This window comes from Acidovorax sp. FW305-C-20-28 (assembly GCF_058783375.1).
In genome coordinates, this window is record NZ_JBYSYM010000020.1 from 40673 (window position 1) to 58467 (window position 17795).

22 protein-coding genes and 1 pseudogene are annotated in these 17795 nt (G+C 66.0%); 16 read left to right on the forward strand and 7 right to left on the reverse strand.

Features of this window, described 5'->3' with window-relative positions; all coding sequences use genetic code 11:
* Positions 1-36 precede the first annotated feature (36 nt).
* The 7 genes from AC3WOH_RS21650 (at position 37) to AC3WOH_RS21680 (ending at position 6872) form a co-directional block, all read left to right on the forward strand.
* The gene (locus tag AC3WOH_RS21650) at positions 37-1542 is read left to right on the forward strand and encodes an aminotransferase-like domain-containing protein (protein ID WP_492231394.1); all 1506 of its coding nucleotides are present in this window, start codon (positions 37-39) and stop codon (positions 1540-1542) included.
* 72 nt (positions 1543-1614) lie between these two features.
* A complete protein-coding gene (locus AC3WOH_RS21655; RefSeq protein ID WP_492231395.1) occupies positions 1615-2148 on the forward strand; it encodes a hypothetical protein in 534 nt (177 codons plus the stop codon).
* A gap of 302 nt (positions 2149-2450) precedes the next feature.
* Complete coding sequence (locus tag AC3WOH_RS21660) at positions 2451-4964, forward strand: beta strand repeat-containing protein (RefSeq protein WP_492231396.1); 2514 nt, start codon at positions 2451-2453, stop codon at positions 4962-4964.
* Between the two features lie 203 nt (positions 4965-5167).
* The gene (locus AC3WOH_RS21665; RefSeq protein WP_492231397.1) at positions 5168-5614 is read left to right on the forward strand and encodes a hypothetical protein; all 447 of its coding nucleotides are present in this window, start codon (positions 5168-5170) and stop codon (positions 5612-5614) included.
* Between the two features lie 28 nt (positions 5615-5642).
* The gene (locus AC3WOH_RS21670) at positions 5643-6008 is read left to right on the forward strand and encodes a hypothetical protein (RefSeq protein WP_492231398.1); all 366 of its coding nucleotides are present in this window, start codon (positions 5643-5645) and stop codon (positions 6006-6008) included.
* Positions 6009-6052: 44 nt separating this feature from the next.
* Complete coding sequence (locus AC3WOH_RS21675; RefSeq protein WP_492231399.1) at positions 6053-6394, forward strand: hypothetical protein; 342 nt, start codon at positions 6053-6055, stop codon at positions 6392-6394.
* Between the two features lie 163 nt (positions 6395-6557).
* Positions 6558-6872: an NTF2 fold immunity protein gene (locus tag AC3WOH_RS21680; RefSeq protein ID WP_492231400.1), complete on the forward strand. Its 315-nt coding sequence runs from the start codon at positions 6558-6560 to the stop codon at positions 6870-6872.
* Positions 6873-6926: 54 nt separating this feature from the next.
* On the opposite strand, the gene AC3WOH_RS21685 is transcribed toward AC3WOH_RS21680, so the two are convergent.
* Entirely contained in the window at positions 6927-7535 is a 609-nt protein-coding gene (locus AC3WOH_RS21685) for a short chain dehydrogenase (RefSeq protein ID WP_492231401.1), read from the reverse strand.
* Positions 7536-7657: 122 nt separating this feature from the next.
* On the opposite strand from AC3WOH_RS21685, the gene AC3WOH_RS21690 reads away from it, so the two are divergent.
* Positions 7658-8557, forward strand: a complete 900-nt coding sequence (locus AC3WOH_RS21690) for a LysR family transcriptional regulator (RefSeq protein WP_492231402.1) — start codon at positions 7658-7660, stop codon at positions 8555-8557.
* Positions 8558-8725: 168 nt separating this feature from the next.
* Entirely contained in the window at positions 8726-9103 is a 378-nt protein-coding gene (locus tag AC3WOH_RS21695) for a TipAS antibiotic-recognition domain-containing protein (protein ID WP_492231403.1), read from the forward strand.
* A gap of 103 nt (positions 9104-9206) precedes the next feature.
* Here AC3WOH_RS21695 and AC3WOH_RS21700 read toward each other — a convergent pair whose 3' ends face one another.
* From AC3WOH_RS21700 to gcvA, 4 genes are all read right to left on the reverse strand, one after another.
* Complete coding sequence (locus tag AC3WOH_RS21700; RefSeq protein WP_492231404.1) at positions 9207-9560, reverse strand: hypothetical protein; 354 nt, start codon at positions 9558-9560, stop codon at positions 9207-9209.
* Positions 9557-9844: a hypothetical protein gene (locus AC3WOH_RS21705; protein WP_492231405.1), complete on the reverse strand. Its 288-nt coding sequence runs from the start codon at positions 9842-9844 to the stop codon at positions 9557-9559. Before AC3WOH_RS21705 ends, AC3WOH_RS21700 begins: the two co-directional genes overlap by 4 nt.
* A 28-nt stretch (positions 9845-9872) precedes the next feature.
* Positions 9873-10334, reverse strand: a complete 462-nt coding sequence (locus AC3WOH_RS21710; protein ID WP_492231406.1) for a surface-adhesin E family protein — start codon at positions 10332-10334, stop codon at positions 9873-9875.
* 130 nt (positions 10335-10464) lie between these two features.
* Positions 10465-11382, reverse strand: a complete 918-nt coding sequence (gcvA, locus tag AC3WOH_RS21715; RefSeq protein WP_492231407.1) for a transcriptional regulator GcvA — start codon at positions 11380-11382, stop codon at positions 10465-10467.
* Positions 11383-11511: 129 nt separating this feature from the next.
* Between gcvA and AC3WOH_RS21720 the strand changes: the two genes are divergently transcribed.
* The gene (locus AC3WOH_RS21720; RefSeq protein ID WP_492231408.1) at positions 11512-12111 is read left to right on the forward strand and encodes a LysE family translocator; all 600 of its coding nucleotides are present in this window, start codon (positions 11512-11514) and stop codon (positions 12109-12111) included.
* A 17-nt stretch (positions 12112-12128) separates the two neighbouring features.
* Here the strand turns inward: AC3WOH_RS21720 and AC3WOH_RS21725 are convergent, their stop codons facing one another.
* The gene (locus AC3WOH_RS21725; protein WP_492231409.1) at positions 12129-12632 is read right to left on the reverse strand and encodes a DUF4240 domain-containing protein; all 504 of its coding nucleotides are present in this window, start codon (positions 12630-12632) and stop codon (positions 12129-12131) included.
* 244 nt (positions 12633-12876) lie between these two features.
* On the opposite strand from AC3WOH_RS21725, the gene AC3WOH_RS21730 reads away from it, so the two are divergent.
* On the forward strand, positions 12877-13473 hold the full coding sequence (locus AC3WOH_RS21730; protein WP_492231410.1) for a TetR family transcriptional regulator: 597 nt from the start codon (positions 12877-12879) through the stop codon (positions 13471-13473).
* Between the two features lie 124 nt (positions 13474-13597).
* Complete coding sequence (locus AC3WOH_RS21735; protein WP_492231411.1) at positions 13598-14638, forward strand: NAD-dependent epimerase/dehydratase family protein; 1041 nt, start codon at positions 13598-13600, stop codon at positions 14636-14638.
* A 12-nt stretch (positions 14639-14650) separates the two neighbouring features.
* Here the strand turns inward: AC3WOH_RS21735 and AC3WOH_RS21740 are convergent, their stop codons facing one another.
* Entirely contained in the window at positions 14651-15637 is a 987-nt protein-coding gene (locus tag AC3WOH_RS21740; RefSeq protein WP_492231412.1) for an aldo/keto reductase, read from the reverse strand.
* Between the two features lie 71 nt (positions 15638-15708).
* Between AC3WOH_RS21740 and AC3WOH_RS21745 the strand changes: the two genes are divergently transcribed.
* The 4 genes and pseudogenes from AC3WOH_RS21745 (at position 15709) to AC3WOH_RS21760 (ending at position 17628) form a co-directional block, all read left to right on the forward strand.
* Positions 15709-16095 carry a MerR family transcriptional regulator gene (locus AC3WOH_RS21745; protein WP_492231413.1) on the forward strand — a complete coding sequence of 129 codons (387 nt, stop codon included), beginning with the start codon at positions 15709-15711 and terminating at the stop codon, positions 16093-16095.
* Between the two features lie 72 nt (positions 16096-16167).
* Positions 16168-16323 (forward strand): annotated as a pseudogene (locus tag AC3WOH_RS21750) (transcription elongation factor GreAB); the annotation flags it as partial.
* Between the two features lie 212 nt (positions 16324-16535).
* Positions 16536-16925 carry a GreA/GreB family elongation factor gene (locus AC3WOH_RS21755; RefSeq protein ID WP_492231494.1) on the forward strand — a complete coding sequence of 130 codons (390 nt, stop codon included), beginning with the start codon at positions 16536-16538 and terminating at the stop codon, positions 16923-16925.
* 193 nt (positions 16926-17118) lie between these two features.
* A complete protein-coding gene (locus tag AC3WOH_RS21760; protein WP_492231414.1) occupies positions 17119-17628 on the forward strand; it encodes a hypothetical protein in 510 nt (169 codons plus the stop codon).
* Positions 17629-17795: the final 167 nt, after the last annotated feature.

Genomic DNA, 17795 nt, shown 5'->3' on the forward strand with positions numbered 1-17795 from the left:
GGCGCGCACAGAGCGCGCTGCGTTTATGCTGTACAGATGGCCAAGACTTCATCTGTACTGCAGCACAGTTACCTGCAGCTGGCGCAGCAGCTGCGCCGCGACATCGCCCGGCGCCGCTACGCGCCGGGCGAGCGCCTGCCCTCGGTGCGCGCGCTGGCCGCGGCGCAGGGCGTGAGCGTGGACACCGTGGTGCGCTGCTACCGCCACCTCGAAGCCCTGGGCACCGTGCAGGCGCGCCACAAGTCGGGCATGTACGTGGCGGAGCCGGCGCCCGCGGGGCGTACCCCCGCCCTGGCCGCCGTGGCCGCCGCCGCAAAGGCCGACAACAGGCCTGCGCCGCCGCCCCCGGTGGAGCTCGACCGCCTGGTCTCGCTGGAGCACCGCATGACCCAGCTGTACGCGCTGACCACGCAGCAGCCCCTGCAGTGGGGCCTGCACCTGGCCAACGCCGCGCCCGCCTGGTACCCCACGGCAGCACTGGCGCGCATCGCCCAGCGCCTGCTGCGCAGCCAGCCCGAGATGCTGGGCACCTACCCCACGGGCAGCGGCCTGCCCGTGCTGCGCAGCCAGCTGGCCGCATGGATGGCGGGCTACGGCCTGGACCTGCAGCCCCAGGAGTTGATGGTGACCCACGGCAGCACCGAGGCGCTCAACGTCGCCCTGCGCGCCGTGGCCCGGCCCGGTGACGCGGTGGTGGTCGAGTCGCCCGTGTATTTCGGCCTCTTGCAGATGCTGGGCAACCTGGGCCTGCGCGCCATCGAGCTGCCCTGCACGCCCAGCGAGGGCATGGGGCTCGAAGCGCTGGAGTACGTGCTGGAGCACGAAAGCGGCGTGCGCGCCGTGGTCGTCATGCCCAACTTCCAGAACCCGCTGGGCCACACCATGCCCGAGCGCAACAAGCGCCGCCTGCTGCGCCTGGTGGAGCAGCACGACCTGGCGCTGATCGAGGACGACGTGTTCGGCGACCTCTCGCACACGCCCCACCGGCCCCAGCCCGTGAAGGCCTGGGACCGCCATGGCCGCGTGATCTACTGCGGCAGCAGCAGCAAGAGCCTGGCGCCCGCCTTCCGCCTGGGCTGGGCCGCGGGCGGGCGCTGGCATGCGCGCATGGAATCGCTCAAGCTCAGCACCTCGCTGGCCGCGCCCTGGCTGGAGCAGGCCGTGCTGGCCGAGTTTCTGCGCACCGGCGGCCTGCAGCCCCACCTGCGCAAGCTGCGCGAGCGCCTGGCCCAGACCACGCCGCGCGCGGCCGAGGCGGTGCAGCGCCACTTTCCGGCTGGCACGCGCGTGCACAGCCCCGCCGGCGGCTGGTGGCTGTGGCTGGAGCTGCCCGAGGCCGTGGACGCCCTGGCCCTGCTGCGCCTGGCCGTGGGCCAGGGCATCGCCTTCACGCCCGGCGTGCTGTTTTCCACCACCGCCAAGTACGCCCACTACCTGCGCCTGAACATCGCCCGCCCCTGGACGCGCGAGTTGGAGCAGGCCGTGCGCGTGCTGGGGCAGTTGGCGGGGCAGTTGCAGCATGCGGGTGGGGGCGGGCGTTGACGTGGTAGAGCCGGCCGAGGCTTTTCCATCGGGCGCCTGAGCATGAACCCGTGCTGGAATTCCCGGTCTTCCATGCGATTTGCGCAGGACAACGAAGTGCTTGCTGAGTTGGCGGAGTACGATGAAGAGGAGGGGAAAGTCGCGGTGGAATTCTTCCCGGAACGCCAATTTGTTTCACTCATTCTTGCGTGGCGGAGGCGTGGATTCTTTCCTGTACCGACTGCGCGAATTGCTCCAGGCACTGAGGGGATTGCTTTGCGGACTGACGGCAGAAGAATCATGGCGGCCAAGGCCATGGCAGGCGTTTCCCTGGCCTTGGCAATGGCCATGCTGGTCGTGGTGCTGGAGAGGCTTTTCGCCGCCCTCTTCGAGATGTACAGATTCTTCTTTGATTGGCCGGTGCCCATTCATTTGAATGCAGGTACGGTGGGCTTCTTCGGGGCCCTCTCTCTTGCGGGCCTTGCTCTCAACGGGATGTGCCTGATGGCGATCGGGAAGCGCCAGCGTGGTCTTCGGATGGCCTTTTTGACATCCACCGGACTGATGGTCGCAAGCCTGGGGATGGGGTTGGCGATGCTTGTCGCAAGGCTGGCGATCATTGGATAGCCTTTTGCTGGCATCAGTGGCCAGGACGTGGCATTGCGCTGTGGCATTTCGGTCCCCAATCGACCCTCCATCGGCCCGCAACCCGCCCCTGCAACGCAAAGTTTGGCGCCCCACACGCCCTGAACTAAGATAATCTCCGTCTGTTGCAAATTTTTGCAATTGGGGTGGCGCGCCTCCAGGGAAAGCCCGCTTTTTCTGCACCTGCCGCCCCCTGCGCGTCCTGCCAGGGCCCGCCTTTCTTCTCCCGGAAGGCTGCCTGGGCGGTATGTCCCACCGAATTCATCTCTTCTTTCATCCACGCCATGCCAACACCGACCATTGCCGAACTTCTGGGTGCTTCCATGACAGGCCCAGGCGGGCAGCAGCTGATCGCACGCGCCATCCTCACGCTGTACGGCAATGTCGGCAGCAACCTGGATACGCGCGACTGGACGGCCATCATGCAAAGCAGCAATCCGCTGGAGGCTGCCGAGCGGGCCCTGGTGCGCCAGTACCAGGACAAGAACTACCTGCTGAGCAACCTGCAGCTGTACAGCGCGCGCGGGGCCCGGCCCGAGCAGGCCGAGTACACCTACCGGCAACTGGCCGAGCGCATGGGCTTCACCTACGATGCCAACTGGTCCGTCGGCACGCCGTACGAGTACCTGCGGCTGAAGACCACGCCCGAGCTGGCGGGGATTCTCGAACCCATCACCAACCGCACCATCACGACCACCGCGGGCGGCACGTTCACCGGTCTCGTCGGGGCCACGGACGTGTTCAAGTCCACCATTCCCGCCCTCAACGGGACGACCATCGCCGGCGATGCCTCGGACAACGATGTCCTGACCCTGACCACCGCCGGCACCGTCACCCTCAACAACGGCAGCACCGGTGGCACCATCAGCAACATCAAGGTGCTGAACCTAGCCGATGGCACCAACACCATCACTTACAACACCTCGGCAGGCTTCGCCACCATCAACGGCGGCTCGGGCGACGACACCTTCATCCCCAACGCGGCCCTCTTGCCCATCAAGGTCAATGGCGGCGCCGGCACCGACACCATCGTCCTGACGGCCTCCTATGCGGCCACGGCGTCGGGCAGCGGCACCTTTGCCGCCAACGTGACCGGCTTCGAGAAGTTGCGCCTGACCGGCGTGACCAACCAGACCATCGACCTGCAGACCCTGGGCAACTACAGCGATGTGACCTTCTCCGGCGCGAACGGCCTCACGCTGAGCAACATGCCCAGCAACGGCAAGATCACGCTGACGGGCGCCGGCACGGCGTTCACCATTTCCAACGCCGCGTTTGCCGGCGGGGCCAACGACACCATCAACCTCACGCTCACCGACGGCAGCACCTCTGCCGTGGCGTTCGCCAGCACCGGCGTCACGGCCAGCGGCGTCGAGAACGTGAACATCACCGTGCAGGACACCCAGGCCACGCCCACTGGCCTTTTCAACAACACCCTGACGTGGCTGGGCAATTCGGTCAAGTCCATCACCATCAGCGGCAATGCCGGCCTGACCATGCCTGCGACCAGCACGTCGCTGACCAACGTGGATGCCAGCGGCATCACCCTGGGCGGCTTCACCTGGACGGCCAATGCGCTGACCGGCACGGCCACCGTCAAGGGGAGCGCCAGCGGCACCAACACGGTCAACATGAACTCCGCGACGGCGGGTGTCAACTACACCGGCGGCACAGGCAACGACAACGTCACCATCAACGGCACCGTCTCCAGCACGGCGGCCCTGGGCAATGGCAACAACAGCCTGGCGCTGAACGGTGTCACCATTTTGGGCACCTACACCGCGGGCAGCACCGGCACCGACAGCCTGGCCTTCTTCTCGGCCATACCCGACCTCAGCAATGCCACCATCACCGGTTTCGAGAACCTGACGGTGGTCAACAACGCCAACATCACCATGACGGCCGCGCAGATGGCGCAGTTCACCGGCACCGTCAATGCGTCGGGCACCGAAACCATCAACCTGACCACGGCCGGCACCGTCACCGCGTTCAGCACTGTCGAAAAGTACAACCTGGCCAACGGCACCAACAACTTCACCTCGGCCAACGTGGCGGTCACCGTGGTGGGTGGCACCGGGTCGGACACCTTCAATTTCTCGTCGAACCAGTTCCTCAACTTCCTGACCAGCCTGGATGGCGGCAGCGGCACCGATAGCCTGAACATCGGCGCAACCACCACCAGCACCATCGACCTGAGCACCAAGATCACCGGCATCGAGATCGTCAACATCGCCGGCAGCACCGGCACGGCCAGTGTCATCAACCAGGACGGTGCGGGCGCCACCCTCAACTACACCAAGAGCACTGGCGACAACACGATCACCCTGGGTTCGGGCGGCCAGACGCTGAACCTGCTGGGCTCCAGCCCCGCTTCGACGACGATCACCGGCGGGGCTGCGAGCGATACGATCAACCTGCAGTTCTCGGGCTCGGGCTCGGAGACAGTGATCGCCACGGGCGCCAACATGTCGAACCGCACGCAGATCGACACCGTGGGCAACTTCAACTCCACCGGCACGGACTTTTTCAAGACCGGCGTGAATGCCTCGTCCGTGGGCTCCTACATCATCGGCAATGCCGACACCGGCAACTACATCGCCACCATCGGCAGCGGCCTGTCCATCGTGCTCAACAACACCGGCCAGTCCTACCTCATCACCATCCAGACCGGTACGGCTGCAGGCACCTACCTGTTCCAGAACACGGGCTCCAACACCGCCCAGTTCGACGACACCGACTTCTTCGTCAAACTGGTGGGAACCATTGGCACCATTTCGACGGGCAACCTGATCGCCTGAGGCGGGAGTGCATGGCCGGGGGCGGCCGCCAAGCCCCTCCAGGCCGGCAGCCAGGTGGGCTTGGCAGGGCAGACTGCGCCATGGTCAATCACCCAACCGGGGGCGCCCTGCGACCCGGTGCATCGCTTGTGCCAGCCTTGGCGCTGGGGGACACTGGACTGATCGGGCGGCAAAGGAGTCGGGATGTCAGAAGAAGGCTGCGCATGTCCAAGGTGATCGGGGTTCTGGTTTTGGTCGTTGGCTTGCAGGGCTGTTCTTCACCATGGGTGGTCAGCGATGCCGACCTGCAGTTCTTGCGCATGCCCGCCAAGGAGCAGGCCGTGAAGTTCCATGCCCAGGGCCTGGATGAGCAGTACCGGCTGGTGGGTGTAGGAAACAGGAACAGGCACCCACCGAAAGTTCACCTCTATTCGGAGTTCGCCAAGAATGGAGAAGCGGCCATCCCCTTGCTGGTAGCCCGATTGGGCGCAAGCGGCGATGCCCTGGAGGTGCGCGATATTGTGTGCATCTTGCAGGATATGAAGTATTCGGGTGCTTATATTCCTTCCTCCAATGCCGTGCTGATGGGCTTGGTTTGGACGCGGGTGGACGCTATGGATGGTATTTGGAAGCGTGGGGTCGAAGAGATGCTGGAAGATATTGAGAAATAAACTTCTCTCAAATTTTTAGGCAATGCGGATGATGCGATCCTTTCTTTTTGGCTTCCTGGGTTGCATCACAGGACTGATGGCCTGTCTTTTTGCCTATGCCCAGTATTCGGACTACAGGGAGACGGTCGAGTTGGAAAGCCTCGTCTTCAGCGCCGAGGGCTTGCAGCGGGAGCTGGAGGCTTCTTTCAAACGAACTGGCAAGTTTGACGACGGGGCCATTGGGGGCAACAGCCTCAAGGCCAGGCATGTGGCGGTGGAAAAGGGAACGATTTTCGTAACCGGCTACTTGGGTCAGCTGCTGGTGCTGGTGCCAAGGGTGGATGGCGATACCGTGCGATGGCAATGCCATGCCGGCCCTGAAAGGGCGAGGCCGAGCAACTGCCGCGCCGAATGATGGGGCGGTGCCTTGGGTAGGATGCTGCGTATCACCCTGCGGCCATGGACATGGAAAACGGAATGAACTTTGCAGCCCTTGCTTTTTGTGGCGGCCCGCCGTTGATCTTCTTTCTCGTTGCGTACTTTTCAAAAAGCAGAGGGCTGTTCCAATGGATGGTGACGCTGGTGTTTTTGTACTTCTGCCTGATGTGTATCTTCGGTATCGATGCACTATTCAGGGCAGTGGGAAAGAGGGCGCACGAGAGTGGCCAATCGTCAGAAGCATTCTCTGCGGGGATGTCCGCCTTGTTTGACGTGCTCGCGGAAATGAGGTTGGGGCTGCTCGCCATGGCGGCCTTCATGTGGCTGCTGGCGATGTGCGCCATCTATCGGTTCAAGGACTGAACGCGGCCCCGTGGGTGTTGTTGCGCGCGCAGGCGTGCCACCTCGGGGCGTGGAAAAAATGGGAATACAGAAGACGAGGCCTGAGAGGTCAATGGCCCAGGCCCGCTGCACCCCTTTGCCGAACAGCGCCCTGCCCAGCGCAACTCTGCCTACTGGATTGCCCATGCCGAAATTCCTTCGCCTTGTCGCTTGCGTTCTGTTGCTTGGCAGTGTCCTGGCCTGCGATGAGCCGCACAATTATGTGCCGGAGGGGGGAATCGTCCCGGACGCCGATACGGCGATCAAGATCGCTGAGGTGGTTGCCGCGCGCATCTACGGCCAGGATCGGATTGACAGGCAACAGCCGCTGGTGGCCTCTTTGTTTGGCGGCACATGGACCGTCAAGGGGACCTTGCCACCGCACTTGCTGGGTGGAACGGTGGAGATCGATGTGGCGCGCGCCGACGGGCGGGTCAGCCGCGTAACCCACGGAAAGTGATTCGGGATCCTTGGCGCCCGCAACGGGCGATCCTCCGCCGCCGCCCGGCGAGCGTCAACCCCCCACCCGGTAGACCCGCCCCGTCTGCCCGCCTTCCACGCTGCGCTGGTAGGCCAGGGCCACGCGCACGGCGGGCACGGATTCAAAGCCCGGGAAGAAGGGGCCATAGCTGCCCATGGACTCGGTCAGCACGGTGGGGCTCACGGCGTTGATGCGAATCCCGCGCGCCAGCTCGATGGCGGCGGCGGCCACGAAGCCTTCGAGGGCGGCGTTCACCGCCGTGGCGTTGGCGCCGTTGCGGATGGGTTCGATGCCCACGATGCCGCTGGTCAGCGTGATCGAGCCGCCGTCGTTCAGCACATGCTGGCCCAGCAGCGCCAGTTGCACCTGGCCGAGCAGCTTGTCTTGCAGGCCCAGGTTGAACTGCGCGGCCGTCATCTCGGCCAGCGGGCCGAAGTGCAGGTTGCCGGCGGTGCTGACGATGGCGTCCACCTTGCCCACGGCTTTCAGCAAGGCTTCCACCGAGCCGGGCTGCGCGAAGTCCACGCGCTGCGCACCGCTGCTGCGGCCGGCGGTGATGACCTCGTGGCGTGCCGACAAGTTCGCGAAGACCGCTTGGCCGATGGTGCCGCTGGCGCCGATGAGAAGAATTTTGCTGGACATGGCTTGTTCCTTGAAAAGTAGTGCTCTGAAAGCGTTGAAGAAGCCTGGATTGTTTTGTGAATCAATCAGCGCATAAAGTACAGTGAAGTTCTTCTTGAACTAACCCAGGGTTTGCAATCGCCATGGACAAGCTGCGCAACATGGAGGTCATGGTGGCCGTGGTCGAGGCCGGCAGCTTTGCCGCCGCCGCGCGCCAGCTCGATCTCTCGGCCGTGATGGTGGGCAAGCACATCCGCCAGCTCGAAGAGCACCTGGGCGCGCGCCTGTTCCAGCGCAGCACGCGCCAGAACAGTCTGACCGAGGTGGGCGCCGCCTTCCACGAGGACTGCCGGCGCGTGCTCGAGCAGGTGCGCTGGGCCGAGTCGGCCGTGGAGCGCCAGCGCGCCGTGCCCCAGGGCCTGCTGCGCGTGAGCGCGCCCTTCACGCTGGGCAACGAGGTGGTCGCGCCGCTGGTGGCCGACTTTCTGCTGGCCCACTCGCAGGTGCGTGTGGAGCTGCTGCTGACCGACAGCGTGGTGGACCTGGCGGGCGAGGGCTTCGACGCGGCCGTGCGCATCGGCGCCATTGCCGACGAGGGCCTGGTGGCCCGGCCACTCCAGCCCTACCGCATGGTGATCGCTGCCACACCGGGCTACCTGGCGCGCCATGGCCGGCCCGAGCGGCTGGCCGACCTGGCGCGGCACCAGTGCCTGAGCCACTCGGTCTGGCAGCGCCGCGTGGAGTGGACGCTGCGCGACGGCGCCGAGGCCGTGCAGTGGCCCGACATCGCCCGCTTCACCTGCAACCAGGGCGATGGCCTGCGCCAGGCCGCGCTGCGCGGCCTGGGCCTCATCATGCAGCCCGAGGTGCTGCTGGCCGAAGAGATTCGCGAAGGCCGGCTGGTGCCGGTGCTCACGCACTGCGTGCCGGCGCCGCGCCCGGTGCACCTGGTCTATGCGCCCGACCGGCGGCAGTTGCCCAAGCTGGCGCGGTTCATTGAGTTTGTGGTGGGGGCGCTGGGGGTGGAGGGCAGGGCTGTGTGACGGGTTGGGGCGGGCATGCGCGTGTTATGGTTCGCGTCCTTTTGAATGCACTCAGTGAGGGTAGGTTATGACTGTTGTTTCGAACCATTCGCGCCACTATCCAAAAACCACGATCCCGGTGGGCTCGGCCCGTTAGCAGTCGGCCGGCCGGGATTCAAAGGAACCGCATTGAAATCCCTGACCGATCATTTTTTGAACGAATGCAGAGCGAGCCTGCAACGCGAACAAGCGCAGTCGCTCGCTGCCACCCAGAACTGGAGCCATGTAGACAAGACCCAGGTCCATTCCGATTGGGATGCGCTGTACAAGCAGCTCGCCCCCTTGGTCGGCACCCTGGCGCCTGAGGACGACGAGGTTCAGCAGTGGATGGCCCGGCATTTCTCCATCGCGTCGCGCTTTTACGTCCCGACGCAGCAGGCGTACATCGGGCTTGGCATCTTCTACCGAGAAAATCCCGACATGCGCGCGTTTCACAATGGCTACCACCCCGCGATGGCCGATTTTCTGGAGCTGGCCATCCGGTGCTACGCCCTCGACCATCTGTGACGTGAGCTAGACGCTTTGCCCTTGAAGCCCCTGCGGGTCCACCTGCAGGGGCTTTTTTGATGGTGGACCGGGGCCAGCAGCCTAGGCGCTGGCTGGTGCCAGCTCAGGCATCCTCACCGTGGAATTTCTCCCACGCGATGGATTCGATGTGCCCCGTCAGTTCATTCGATTGTTCGTCGAACAGCTTGTACAGGATCTGGTGCTGGTGGATGGAGGCGCTGCCCTCCAGCCCGAGCAGCACGGTGTAGAGCGCATCGGTCAGCGCGCCGCTGACCACCTCGCGCGCCACGGCGATCTGTGCTTCGGTCAGGCCCGCCTGCTGAAGCGCCGCGATGCGCGAGATGCCGGAGCCGGGGCTGAAGTAGCCCGCGAGCAGGTGCTCCTTGAGGTCCTTGAACTCCTGCACAAAGGCTTCGGGCGTGATCGACAAAGTGGGGGCTGAGGGTGCATCGCTCATGGGTCGTTCGGGGGCGGGGTGGATCGGGTGGGAACGAGGACAAAATACCGCAGGCAGACCGCGCACAGAAAGGCCACGGGCAGGTACAGCACGCCATCCAGGCAGGCCAGGCAATGCCCGGAGGCCAGCACGAAGGGCGCGGCCCAGAACAGCGGCACCAGCAGTGCATACAGCGCCAGTGCACGCCAGCGGCCGGCCAGGAAGATGCCCACAGCGCAAATGGCCTGCACGGCCAGCCCCAGGGCAAGCATCACCTCGGGTTGCAGGCTGGCCAGCAGGGGCATGGGGAGAACGGAGCGAGCGTGCCGGCCGCTACAGCCTGCGCACCTTGCACGCCGCCGAAATCATGCGCCGCGACCACTCGCTGGACATGTCCTTGAACAGCACGGGCGCCTCGCCTTCCTTGTACTCCTCGCGGCCCACGCTGGGGCCGGCCCACTCGGGCTGTGCGTAGTACGCAAGCCACAGGTACCAGGCCTTGCGCGTGGGGCAGTCGACCACGACCTTGGCGTAGTACGAGCGGTACTTCTGCCCGCGGAACGAGGTGCGTTGCTGGTCGCGCGAGACGCGCAGGTCGAGCACCACGCGCTGGTCCACGCCAATGGGCTCGGGCAGGATCTCGATGAGGTTCTTGCCCGCGTCGGCGCGGTCGCCGCTGAGCGTGAACCAGCCGTCGGAGGAGACGCGTTGCGGCTGCGGCTGTGGTTGCGTTGGCGGTTGCGCCGGCTGGCCCCCGGCCAGGGCTGCAATACACAGGACAACGGCGCAGAGCATGGGCGGCTTGGGAAGGGGTGCGTCCGGAGACGGGTGGCGGTCAGGGAAAAATTCATTATCACTGAGGCGGGCGCGCTGCATTTGCCCGTTACACAAAGGGCCCGCGCCGGGCCGTGGCATGGCCACCCGATCAGGTGTTGCGCCAGGCCGCAGTTTCTGCCAGCACCCAGTCGCGAAACGCCGCCAGGCGGGGCTGCTGCGCGGCGGCCGGCGGGTAGGCCAGCCAGTAGCTGTAGTCGTTGGGCAGGTCCAGGGGAAAGGGCTTGACTAGCCGCCCGGCCGTGATGTCGGCCGAGGCCAGGAACATGCGGCCCAGCGCCACGCCCTGGCCCTCGGCAGCCGCCTGCAGCACCAGGGCCGAGTCGCTGAAGCCCGGGCCCGTGCGCGCGATGGCCTCGGCCTCGCTGCGGCTGGCGCCGGCCAGGGCCAGCCAGCGCGGCCACAGGTCGCCGGGTTGGTCGTGCAGCAGGGTGTGCGCGCGCAGGTCGGCCACGGTGCGCAGGGGCCCCTGCGCCGACAGCAGCGCCGGGCTGCACACGGGCGACAGGCGCTCGCGCGAAACCAGGTCGGCCTGCAGGCCGGGCCAGCGCCCCAGGCCCAGGCGGATGGCGATGTCGAAACCCTCGTCGCGCGCAAAGTCGTGCAGCGCCAGGTCGCTCGTGACCTGCAGGTCGATGCCCGGGTGCAGCGCCCGAAAGCGCGCCAGGCGCGGCACCAGCCAGCGCGTGGCGAACGAGGGCAGGGCGGTCACGCGCAGCGGGCCCACCAGGCTGTGGTCGTTGCCGGCCACGCGCTCGGTGGCGCCGGCCAGGGCGTCGAGCAGGCGGCTCAGCTCGGGCGCATAGGCCTTGCCGGCCGCGGTGCTGGTCAGCGCATGGCCGTGGCGCTCGAACAGCCGGCAGCCCAGCCACTCTTCGAGCTGCCGCACCTGGTGGCTGATGGCCGCCTGGGTCACGTGCAGCTCCTCGGCCGCCCGCGTAAAGCTGTGGTGGCGCGCCGCGGCCTCGTAGGCGCGCAGGGCGTTGAGCGGGGGCAGGCGGCGGGCCATGGTGTGTGGGGGAGAGGAGCTTCGATCAATGCAGCTTATCGAGGGCATGAGATTACATCGTTTGGCAACGGTGCGTGCCGCCGCTGTAATCGCTGCTTCCCCCCACTTCTTGTACTGGAAGCGCCGCCCATGATCGCCCTGTCCACCTGGCTTTTGATCCTTGCCTTTGCCGTGCCCATGATCGTCAGCCCCGGCCCGGGCAACACCGTGCTCGCCGCATCGGGCGGGCAGTTCGGGCTGCGGCGCGCCGTGCCGTTCTGGATGGGCTTCGAGGCCGGCAACCTGGTGTGGTGCCTGGTCTACGGCTTTGGGCTGAGCGAGGTGTTCGCACGCCACCCGCTGGCCTACAGCGTGCTCAAGTGGGGCGGCACGCTGTACATCGTGTACCTGGCCTGGTGCTTCTTTCGCAGCGCGGGCGCGGCCGAGCGGCTGGACCTGCGGCCGCTGGGCTTCATCGACGGTTTCGTCTCGCTGAGCCTCAACCCCAAGGTGCACTCGATGATTCTGGTGATGTTCTCGCAGTTCCTCACCCCCGGCCTGCCGCTGGCCGCCCAGGTACTGCAGATGGCGGTGGTCTTCGTCGTGGTGGGCCTGGCCTGCCACTTCGTGTGGATCTACGGCGGGCAGCTCATCTTCAGCCGCGCGCAAAGCCCGCGCGCCGTGCGGCTGCAAGGGGTGGTGTTCGGGGTGTGCATGCTGGTGGTGGCGGGGGTGATGGCGGTGTCGTGACGGGCCGTCGCCCGGGCCTAGTCGAACTTCTTTGTGAGCTTGGGGTACAGCCGGGCCAGTTCGTCTTCGCGCCACGATGTGCCCTTGGGCGCCGCTGGGTAGGGCATTTCGTGGTCGGGGAATTCATCTTCGTCCTGACCCGTCGCCTCGGCCCAGGCTTCGCGAGGCAGGTACTCGAATCCTTCGACCTGCGTCTCCTCATCTTGCGCAACGGCATCGGCCAGGGAGTCGGGCGACTCCAGCGCCTGCTCGTAGACCTTTTGCCCGCGCGAAATCAGCCAGCCGCGGAAATCGCTGAATCCATCGTCCGAGCACCCACCCCCGATGACGTAGGCCGCGCCCCAGAGGTTCCAGGCGTATGCGTTGACGTGCAGCTCGGAGAAAAGGCGGCCGAACTCCACGATCTCTGGCGGCGGGAGCTTGGACAGCAGCGACCGAAGCGCTTCGATCTGCGCGTCGGCGTCACCCTCTGCCGCCTGGCGTGATTGGTCGATGAGGCTCCAGAAATCAAGGTGGTTCATTGCGCGTTTCGATGGGATAGAGGGTTGGTATCGGGGCATGGCATGGAGGGCCGTACCCGCACGCCGAAGCGGCGATCCACAGTATCGGCGCAAAGTGGCCGTCAATCTACCTGGGCCGGGGAATGCAACAGGTCCTGACCTGCCTGCAGGATCGCTTTGCAGCGCAGGCCGACCTGGCCGCAGGTTGACGCGCCTGCTCTTTGAAATTAATATCCAACCGGTCGGAAATAAATATGGAACTTCCATGGGGCGCACACGTGTCATTGATCGAGACCAGTTGCTGGATGCTGCGGAGCGGGTGGTGGCCCGCGATGGCGCTGCCAAGCTGACCCTGGAGCTGGTGGCCGCGGAAGCCGGCGTGAGCAAGGCCAGCGTGCTCTATGACCACAAGACCAAGCAGGCGCTGATCGAGGCCATCGTTCGCCGGGCCCTGGCGCGCGACAGCGCCTTCAATGCACAGGCGGCCGAGCGCCTTGGCGACGTTGACGCCCGCGTGCTGCGCGGGCGCATTGCCGCGGCGGCCGACCCCCTGGCGCCCGAGCAGCGCGCCGTGGCGCTGAGCCTGTGCGCCGCGCTGGCGCAGGACGCCGGGCTGCGCCAGTCGATGCAGGCCAACCAGTCCGCCGTGATCCAGGCACTCCAGGCGGACGCCACGCGCCCGGGCGCCGCGTTGCTGGCCTATCTGGCGCTCGAAGGCTTGAAGCTGCTCGAAAGCCTCGACTTCCACACCTTCGCGAAGCCCGAGCGCGATCGGCTGCTGCGCGATATCGAAGCGCTGGCGGTGCCGCCCTCTGCTTCACCGGCATCAGCACCCGCATCCCAGCCAAGACGGCGTCGCTGACGCATCCGTTTTTCCATCGTTCTTTCCGTTGTGTGCCTCGGTCGACCGCAGAAAAGGTCGACGGCCTCGCCCCGTCACGTCCGGACCGTCCACCCTTTTCGCTGTTGCTTCCCAACGCTGTCCCATGACTTCTACCCATTCCCCGTCCCTGCCGGCTGTACCGCCAGCTTTCTTCCTGGAGGGGCTGCCCCGCCGACTCTTTCTGACCGGCGGCAGCGGCTATGTCGGCCGCAATCTGATCCGCCATTTCGTGGCCCAGGGCGTCGAGGTCGTCGCGCTCGTGCGCAGTGCGCAGGCCCGCCAGGTGGTGCAGGCCCTGGGTGCAACGCCGTTCCTGGGCGACCTGTTCTGCCCGCAACTGGGTGCGGGCATGGCGGGGTGCGATGCGCTGGTCCACGCTGCGGCGGACACCGGCCATGGCCCTGCATCGGCCGCGCAGAAGCGCACGAACGTCGATGGCACCCGGCAGGTGTTCGAGGCCGCGTCACGCGCAGGCGTGCGCCGTGCCGTGCACTTGAGCACGGAGTCTGTGCTGCTCGATGGCCGGCCGCTGGTGAACGCCGATGAAAGCCACCCCCTGCCGGCGCGCCCCATCGGTGGCTACTCTGCCTCCAAGGCCCGTGCAGAGCAGGCGGCGCTGACTGCGGCTGGAACAGGCCTGGCGGTCGTCATCGTCCGTCCTCGGTTCATCTGGGGTCGGGACGACACCACGGCGCTGCCGCAGCTGCTGCAGGCAGTCGATGCCGGCCAGTTCGCCTGGATCGACGGAGGGCGCTACCGCACATCGACGACGCACATCGGCAACCTGGTGCATGGCATCGAGCGCGCCCTGGCCGCAGGAGCTCCGGGCGCCTGCTACTTCATCGCCGACGACGACACCGTGGAGTTCCGCAGCTTCATCAGCGCCCTGCTCGAAACCCAGGGGCGACAGGCTCCCGGCAGGCAGGTGGCCGGATGGCTGGTGCGCTCGGCGGCCTTCATCGGCGAGCGCCTGTCGGCGTTGACCGGCGGGCGCTGGCACCCGCCGGTGACGCGGCAGGCGCTGGCGACATCTGCCGTCGAGGTGACGCTGAACATCGGCAAGGCGCGCCGCGAACTGGATTACCAGCCGCCGGTCAGCCGGGCCGAGGGGCTGCTCGAGCTCGCCGCGTCTGGCTGCCGCTGACCGCCCACAGGCTCAGATCGCAGCGCCCTGGACCGCCTGGGCCAGCGGTTCCAGAGCCGCCAGCTCCTGCGCGTCCAGCGCAATGGCGGCCGCCGCCACGTTCTCCGCCAGCCGGCTGCGCCGGCGAGTGCCCGGAATGGGCACCAGACTCACCCCCAGTTGCCGGGCACGGGCATACAACCATGCCAGCGCAAGCTGCGCACTGGAGATGCCGCGGCGCGAGGCGAGCGCATCCAGGGCCGCCACCAGCCGCTCGTTGGCCGCCTGGTTCTCTGGCGAGAAGCGCGGAAAATGCCTCCGGGAATCGTCCGCGGCGAGACCGCCCGCGAAGCCCGCGCCGGTCAGCAGCCCACGGCCCAGCGGCGCGAAAGGCACAATGCCAATGCCCAGCGAGGCCGCCAGCGGCGCGACGCTCTGTTCGATCTGCCGGCTGAACACCGACCATTCGGACTGCAGTGCCGCGATGGGGTGGATGGCATGGGCCGCGCGAAGCTCCTGGGCACCCACTTCGCAAAGGCCCAGCGCGCGCACCTTGCCGGCCTTCACCAGCTCAGCCATGGCACCTACCGAGTCTTCGATCGGCACCTCTGGCGTGCGCCGGTGCATGTAGTACAGGTCGATGGCGTCGATGCCCAGGCGCGCGAGCGACTGGTCCACGGCGCGGCGGATGTATTCAGGGCGGTTGCTCAGGCTCCAGTCGTCGGGCGCCTGGGGCGAGCGGGTGTAGCCGAACTTGGTGGCCAGCACGACCTGGCTGCGGTGCGCCCGAACGAAGGGGCCGAGAAAGCGCTCGTTGTCGCCCAGCCCGTACATGTCCGCCGTGTCGAACAGCGTGACGCCCAGGTCCAGGGCACGTTCCAGCGTGGCGCGGGCCTCGGCGACATCGGTGTCGCCATAGAACTCGCTCATGCCCATGCAGCCAAGGCCTTGCGCCCCGACCGTGGGGCCCTCCAGACCGAGGTGGGTAGTGGCGAGGCGACCAAGGGGGGGGTGTTGCATGCAAAAACTCCAGGTGATGACAGATCGCCTGTTATAAGTACGCAGTGCACTACAGGGTCAAGGGTTCTCGCATGTTGATTTCGGAATTCGCGGGCGTGGTGGGGCTGTCGACCGAGACAGTCCGCTTCTACGTTGGCAAGGGGCTGTTGAAGCCACGGCGCAGCACACTCGGCGGCAGCAATCCCTACCAGGTCTTCTCGGCAGACGATGTGACGGCGGTGCGCATGGTCCAGCTGCAGAAATCGCTGGGCTACTCGCTGAGCGAGATCGCGGCGCTCAATCGGGAGTACCGCAACGGAGCGACGTCGGCGGCGCGCACGGCGCAGGTCCTGCGCAAGCAGATCGACAGACTGCAGCAGCAGCGCGCGCAGCTCGACACTGCCTTGGACTTTCTGACGCAGAAGCTGGCCTGGGTCGAGGCCGGCAAGCCCGGGGACGCGCCGCAGTTTCCGTGCTGACTGCGGCTTACCTCCAGCCCTCTGCCCCCAATCCCAACCAGTCCCGATGGTTCCAGATACTCGCCTTTCATGATCGATAAATCCTTGCTGCAACAGCAGGTGCTGGAACAGCTCGCCCAAGACCTGCTGCAAGCCGAAGAGGCCGTGCGCGTGGCCCATGAAACGGCCACCCACGAAGAGAACATCGCCGAAAACAAGTACGACACCTTGGGGCTCGAAGCCGCCTACCCGGTCCACTGAAACCGAGAAATCGGCTGTGCGTGAGGGTCTGGCAGGGCCGCAATCTAGGCGCCGGGCGCAGCCGGGTTGTACACCCGGCGAGCACGGCAACGACGAGTGCGGCCCTGCCAGGCCCTCACCCTGCGGGCCGGGGTGGCAGCAGGCACATCGCGGCGTTGCGGGCTTTGCCAAGGCGGCCAGCCTTGGCTGCAGCCCGCGCCTTGCGCTGCACCCGCTGCCACCCCGGCGCACAGCCGATTTCTCGGTTTCAGTGGACCACCACCGGCCAGGCCCGGCGCGCCGAAGCCATCCGCCAGGCGATGGCCCATTGGCGCCAATGGCGCCCACTGCCCTATGACGCCAGCCTGGGCATACAGCTCGGCGCGCTGGTCTGCCTGGTCGATTCCAACGACGAGCAGCAGCAACAGCAGCAGATCTTTCTCGGCCCGGCTGGGGGCAGCATGAAGCTGGTCAGCGGTGCGCAGACTGTGCAGGTCATCAGCACCGAGGCCCCGTTGGGCCGGGCCCTGCTGGGCAAGTGCGAGGGGGATGAGGTGTCGATACAGGGGGCGCCCAGCCGGCAGCTGTTTGAGGTGCTGTGGGTGCAGTGAGCCGCGCAGCGGCCACTCAGGTTATCTCGCGCGGTAACAGCTTTGCGTCCAGGGGCTGCCCTCCCGATCTGCGCCCCATGCAGCCACTGAAGCGAAAGTCAGGCCTACGTTGTCATCGCGGTAAGTACCATCGCAGTCGGCGGGTTGGGCCTGCCAGTCGGTCGCCGCGTGCGCAGAATTTTTCAACACCATCATGCATCCAGGACGTATCCCTGAGTCAATCGAGTCACTTGACGGAAATTGCGGAGTCGCTTCCGTCTGGTTGGTTTGTCATCACGCCAACTTGGTCGTTGAACCGCAGTCGCTTATCCAGCTTTGCGGGCACGACACGGAGGTCGGGACATTCACGATTGCGCTTGCTGTCGCACTGAATGAGTTGGGTTTGCCAGTCTCGTTCCACTCAGATGCAGACCCTGCAATCAAGGATGCAGAACTCGGTTACTACGAGCGGGCTAAATTGCATGGCATTCCCCTTTGTTCTGCCCAAGGTATTTGCGACATTGCGAAATCACTTGCAGATGGCAAGCAAGTCATCTCATTCTTTGATGCGGCGGACGGCGAAGGTCACTTCTCACCCATCGAGGCAATTGATCAACGTGATGTGAGATTCGAATACAGCAATGAGCCAGCACTTTCGCATCAAGAGTTTGACGCCCGCAGACGTGCAGCAGGTATTTGCAGGCAAACCATTGTGATCGGCTGATGCCACCGGTTGCTCCTGGCCGCCCGTGGACGGCTGACCCGCAGCGCCGCAATACCCACGCAGCCCCCGCCTCACACCCGCCAAGCCGGCAACTCCCAATTGCGCCAAAGCGCCAGCCCACGCAGCCCCGGCCGTGAACTCAGTGGGCCGACACCACCGGCAGCGAC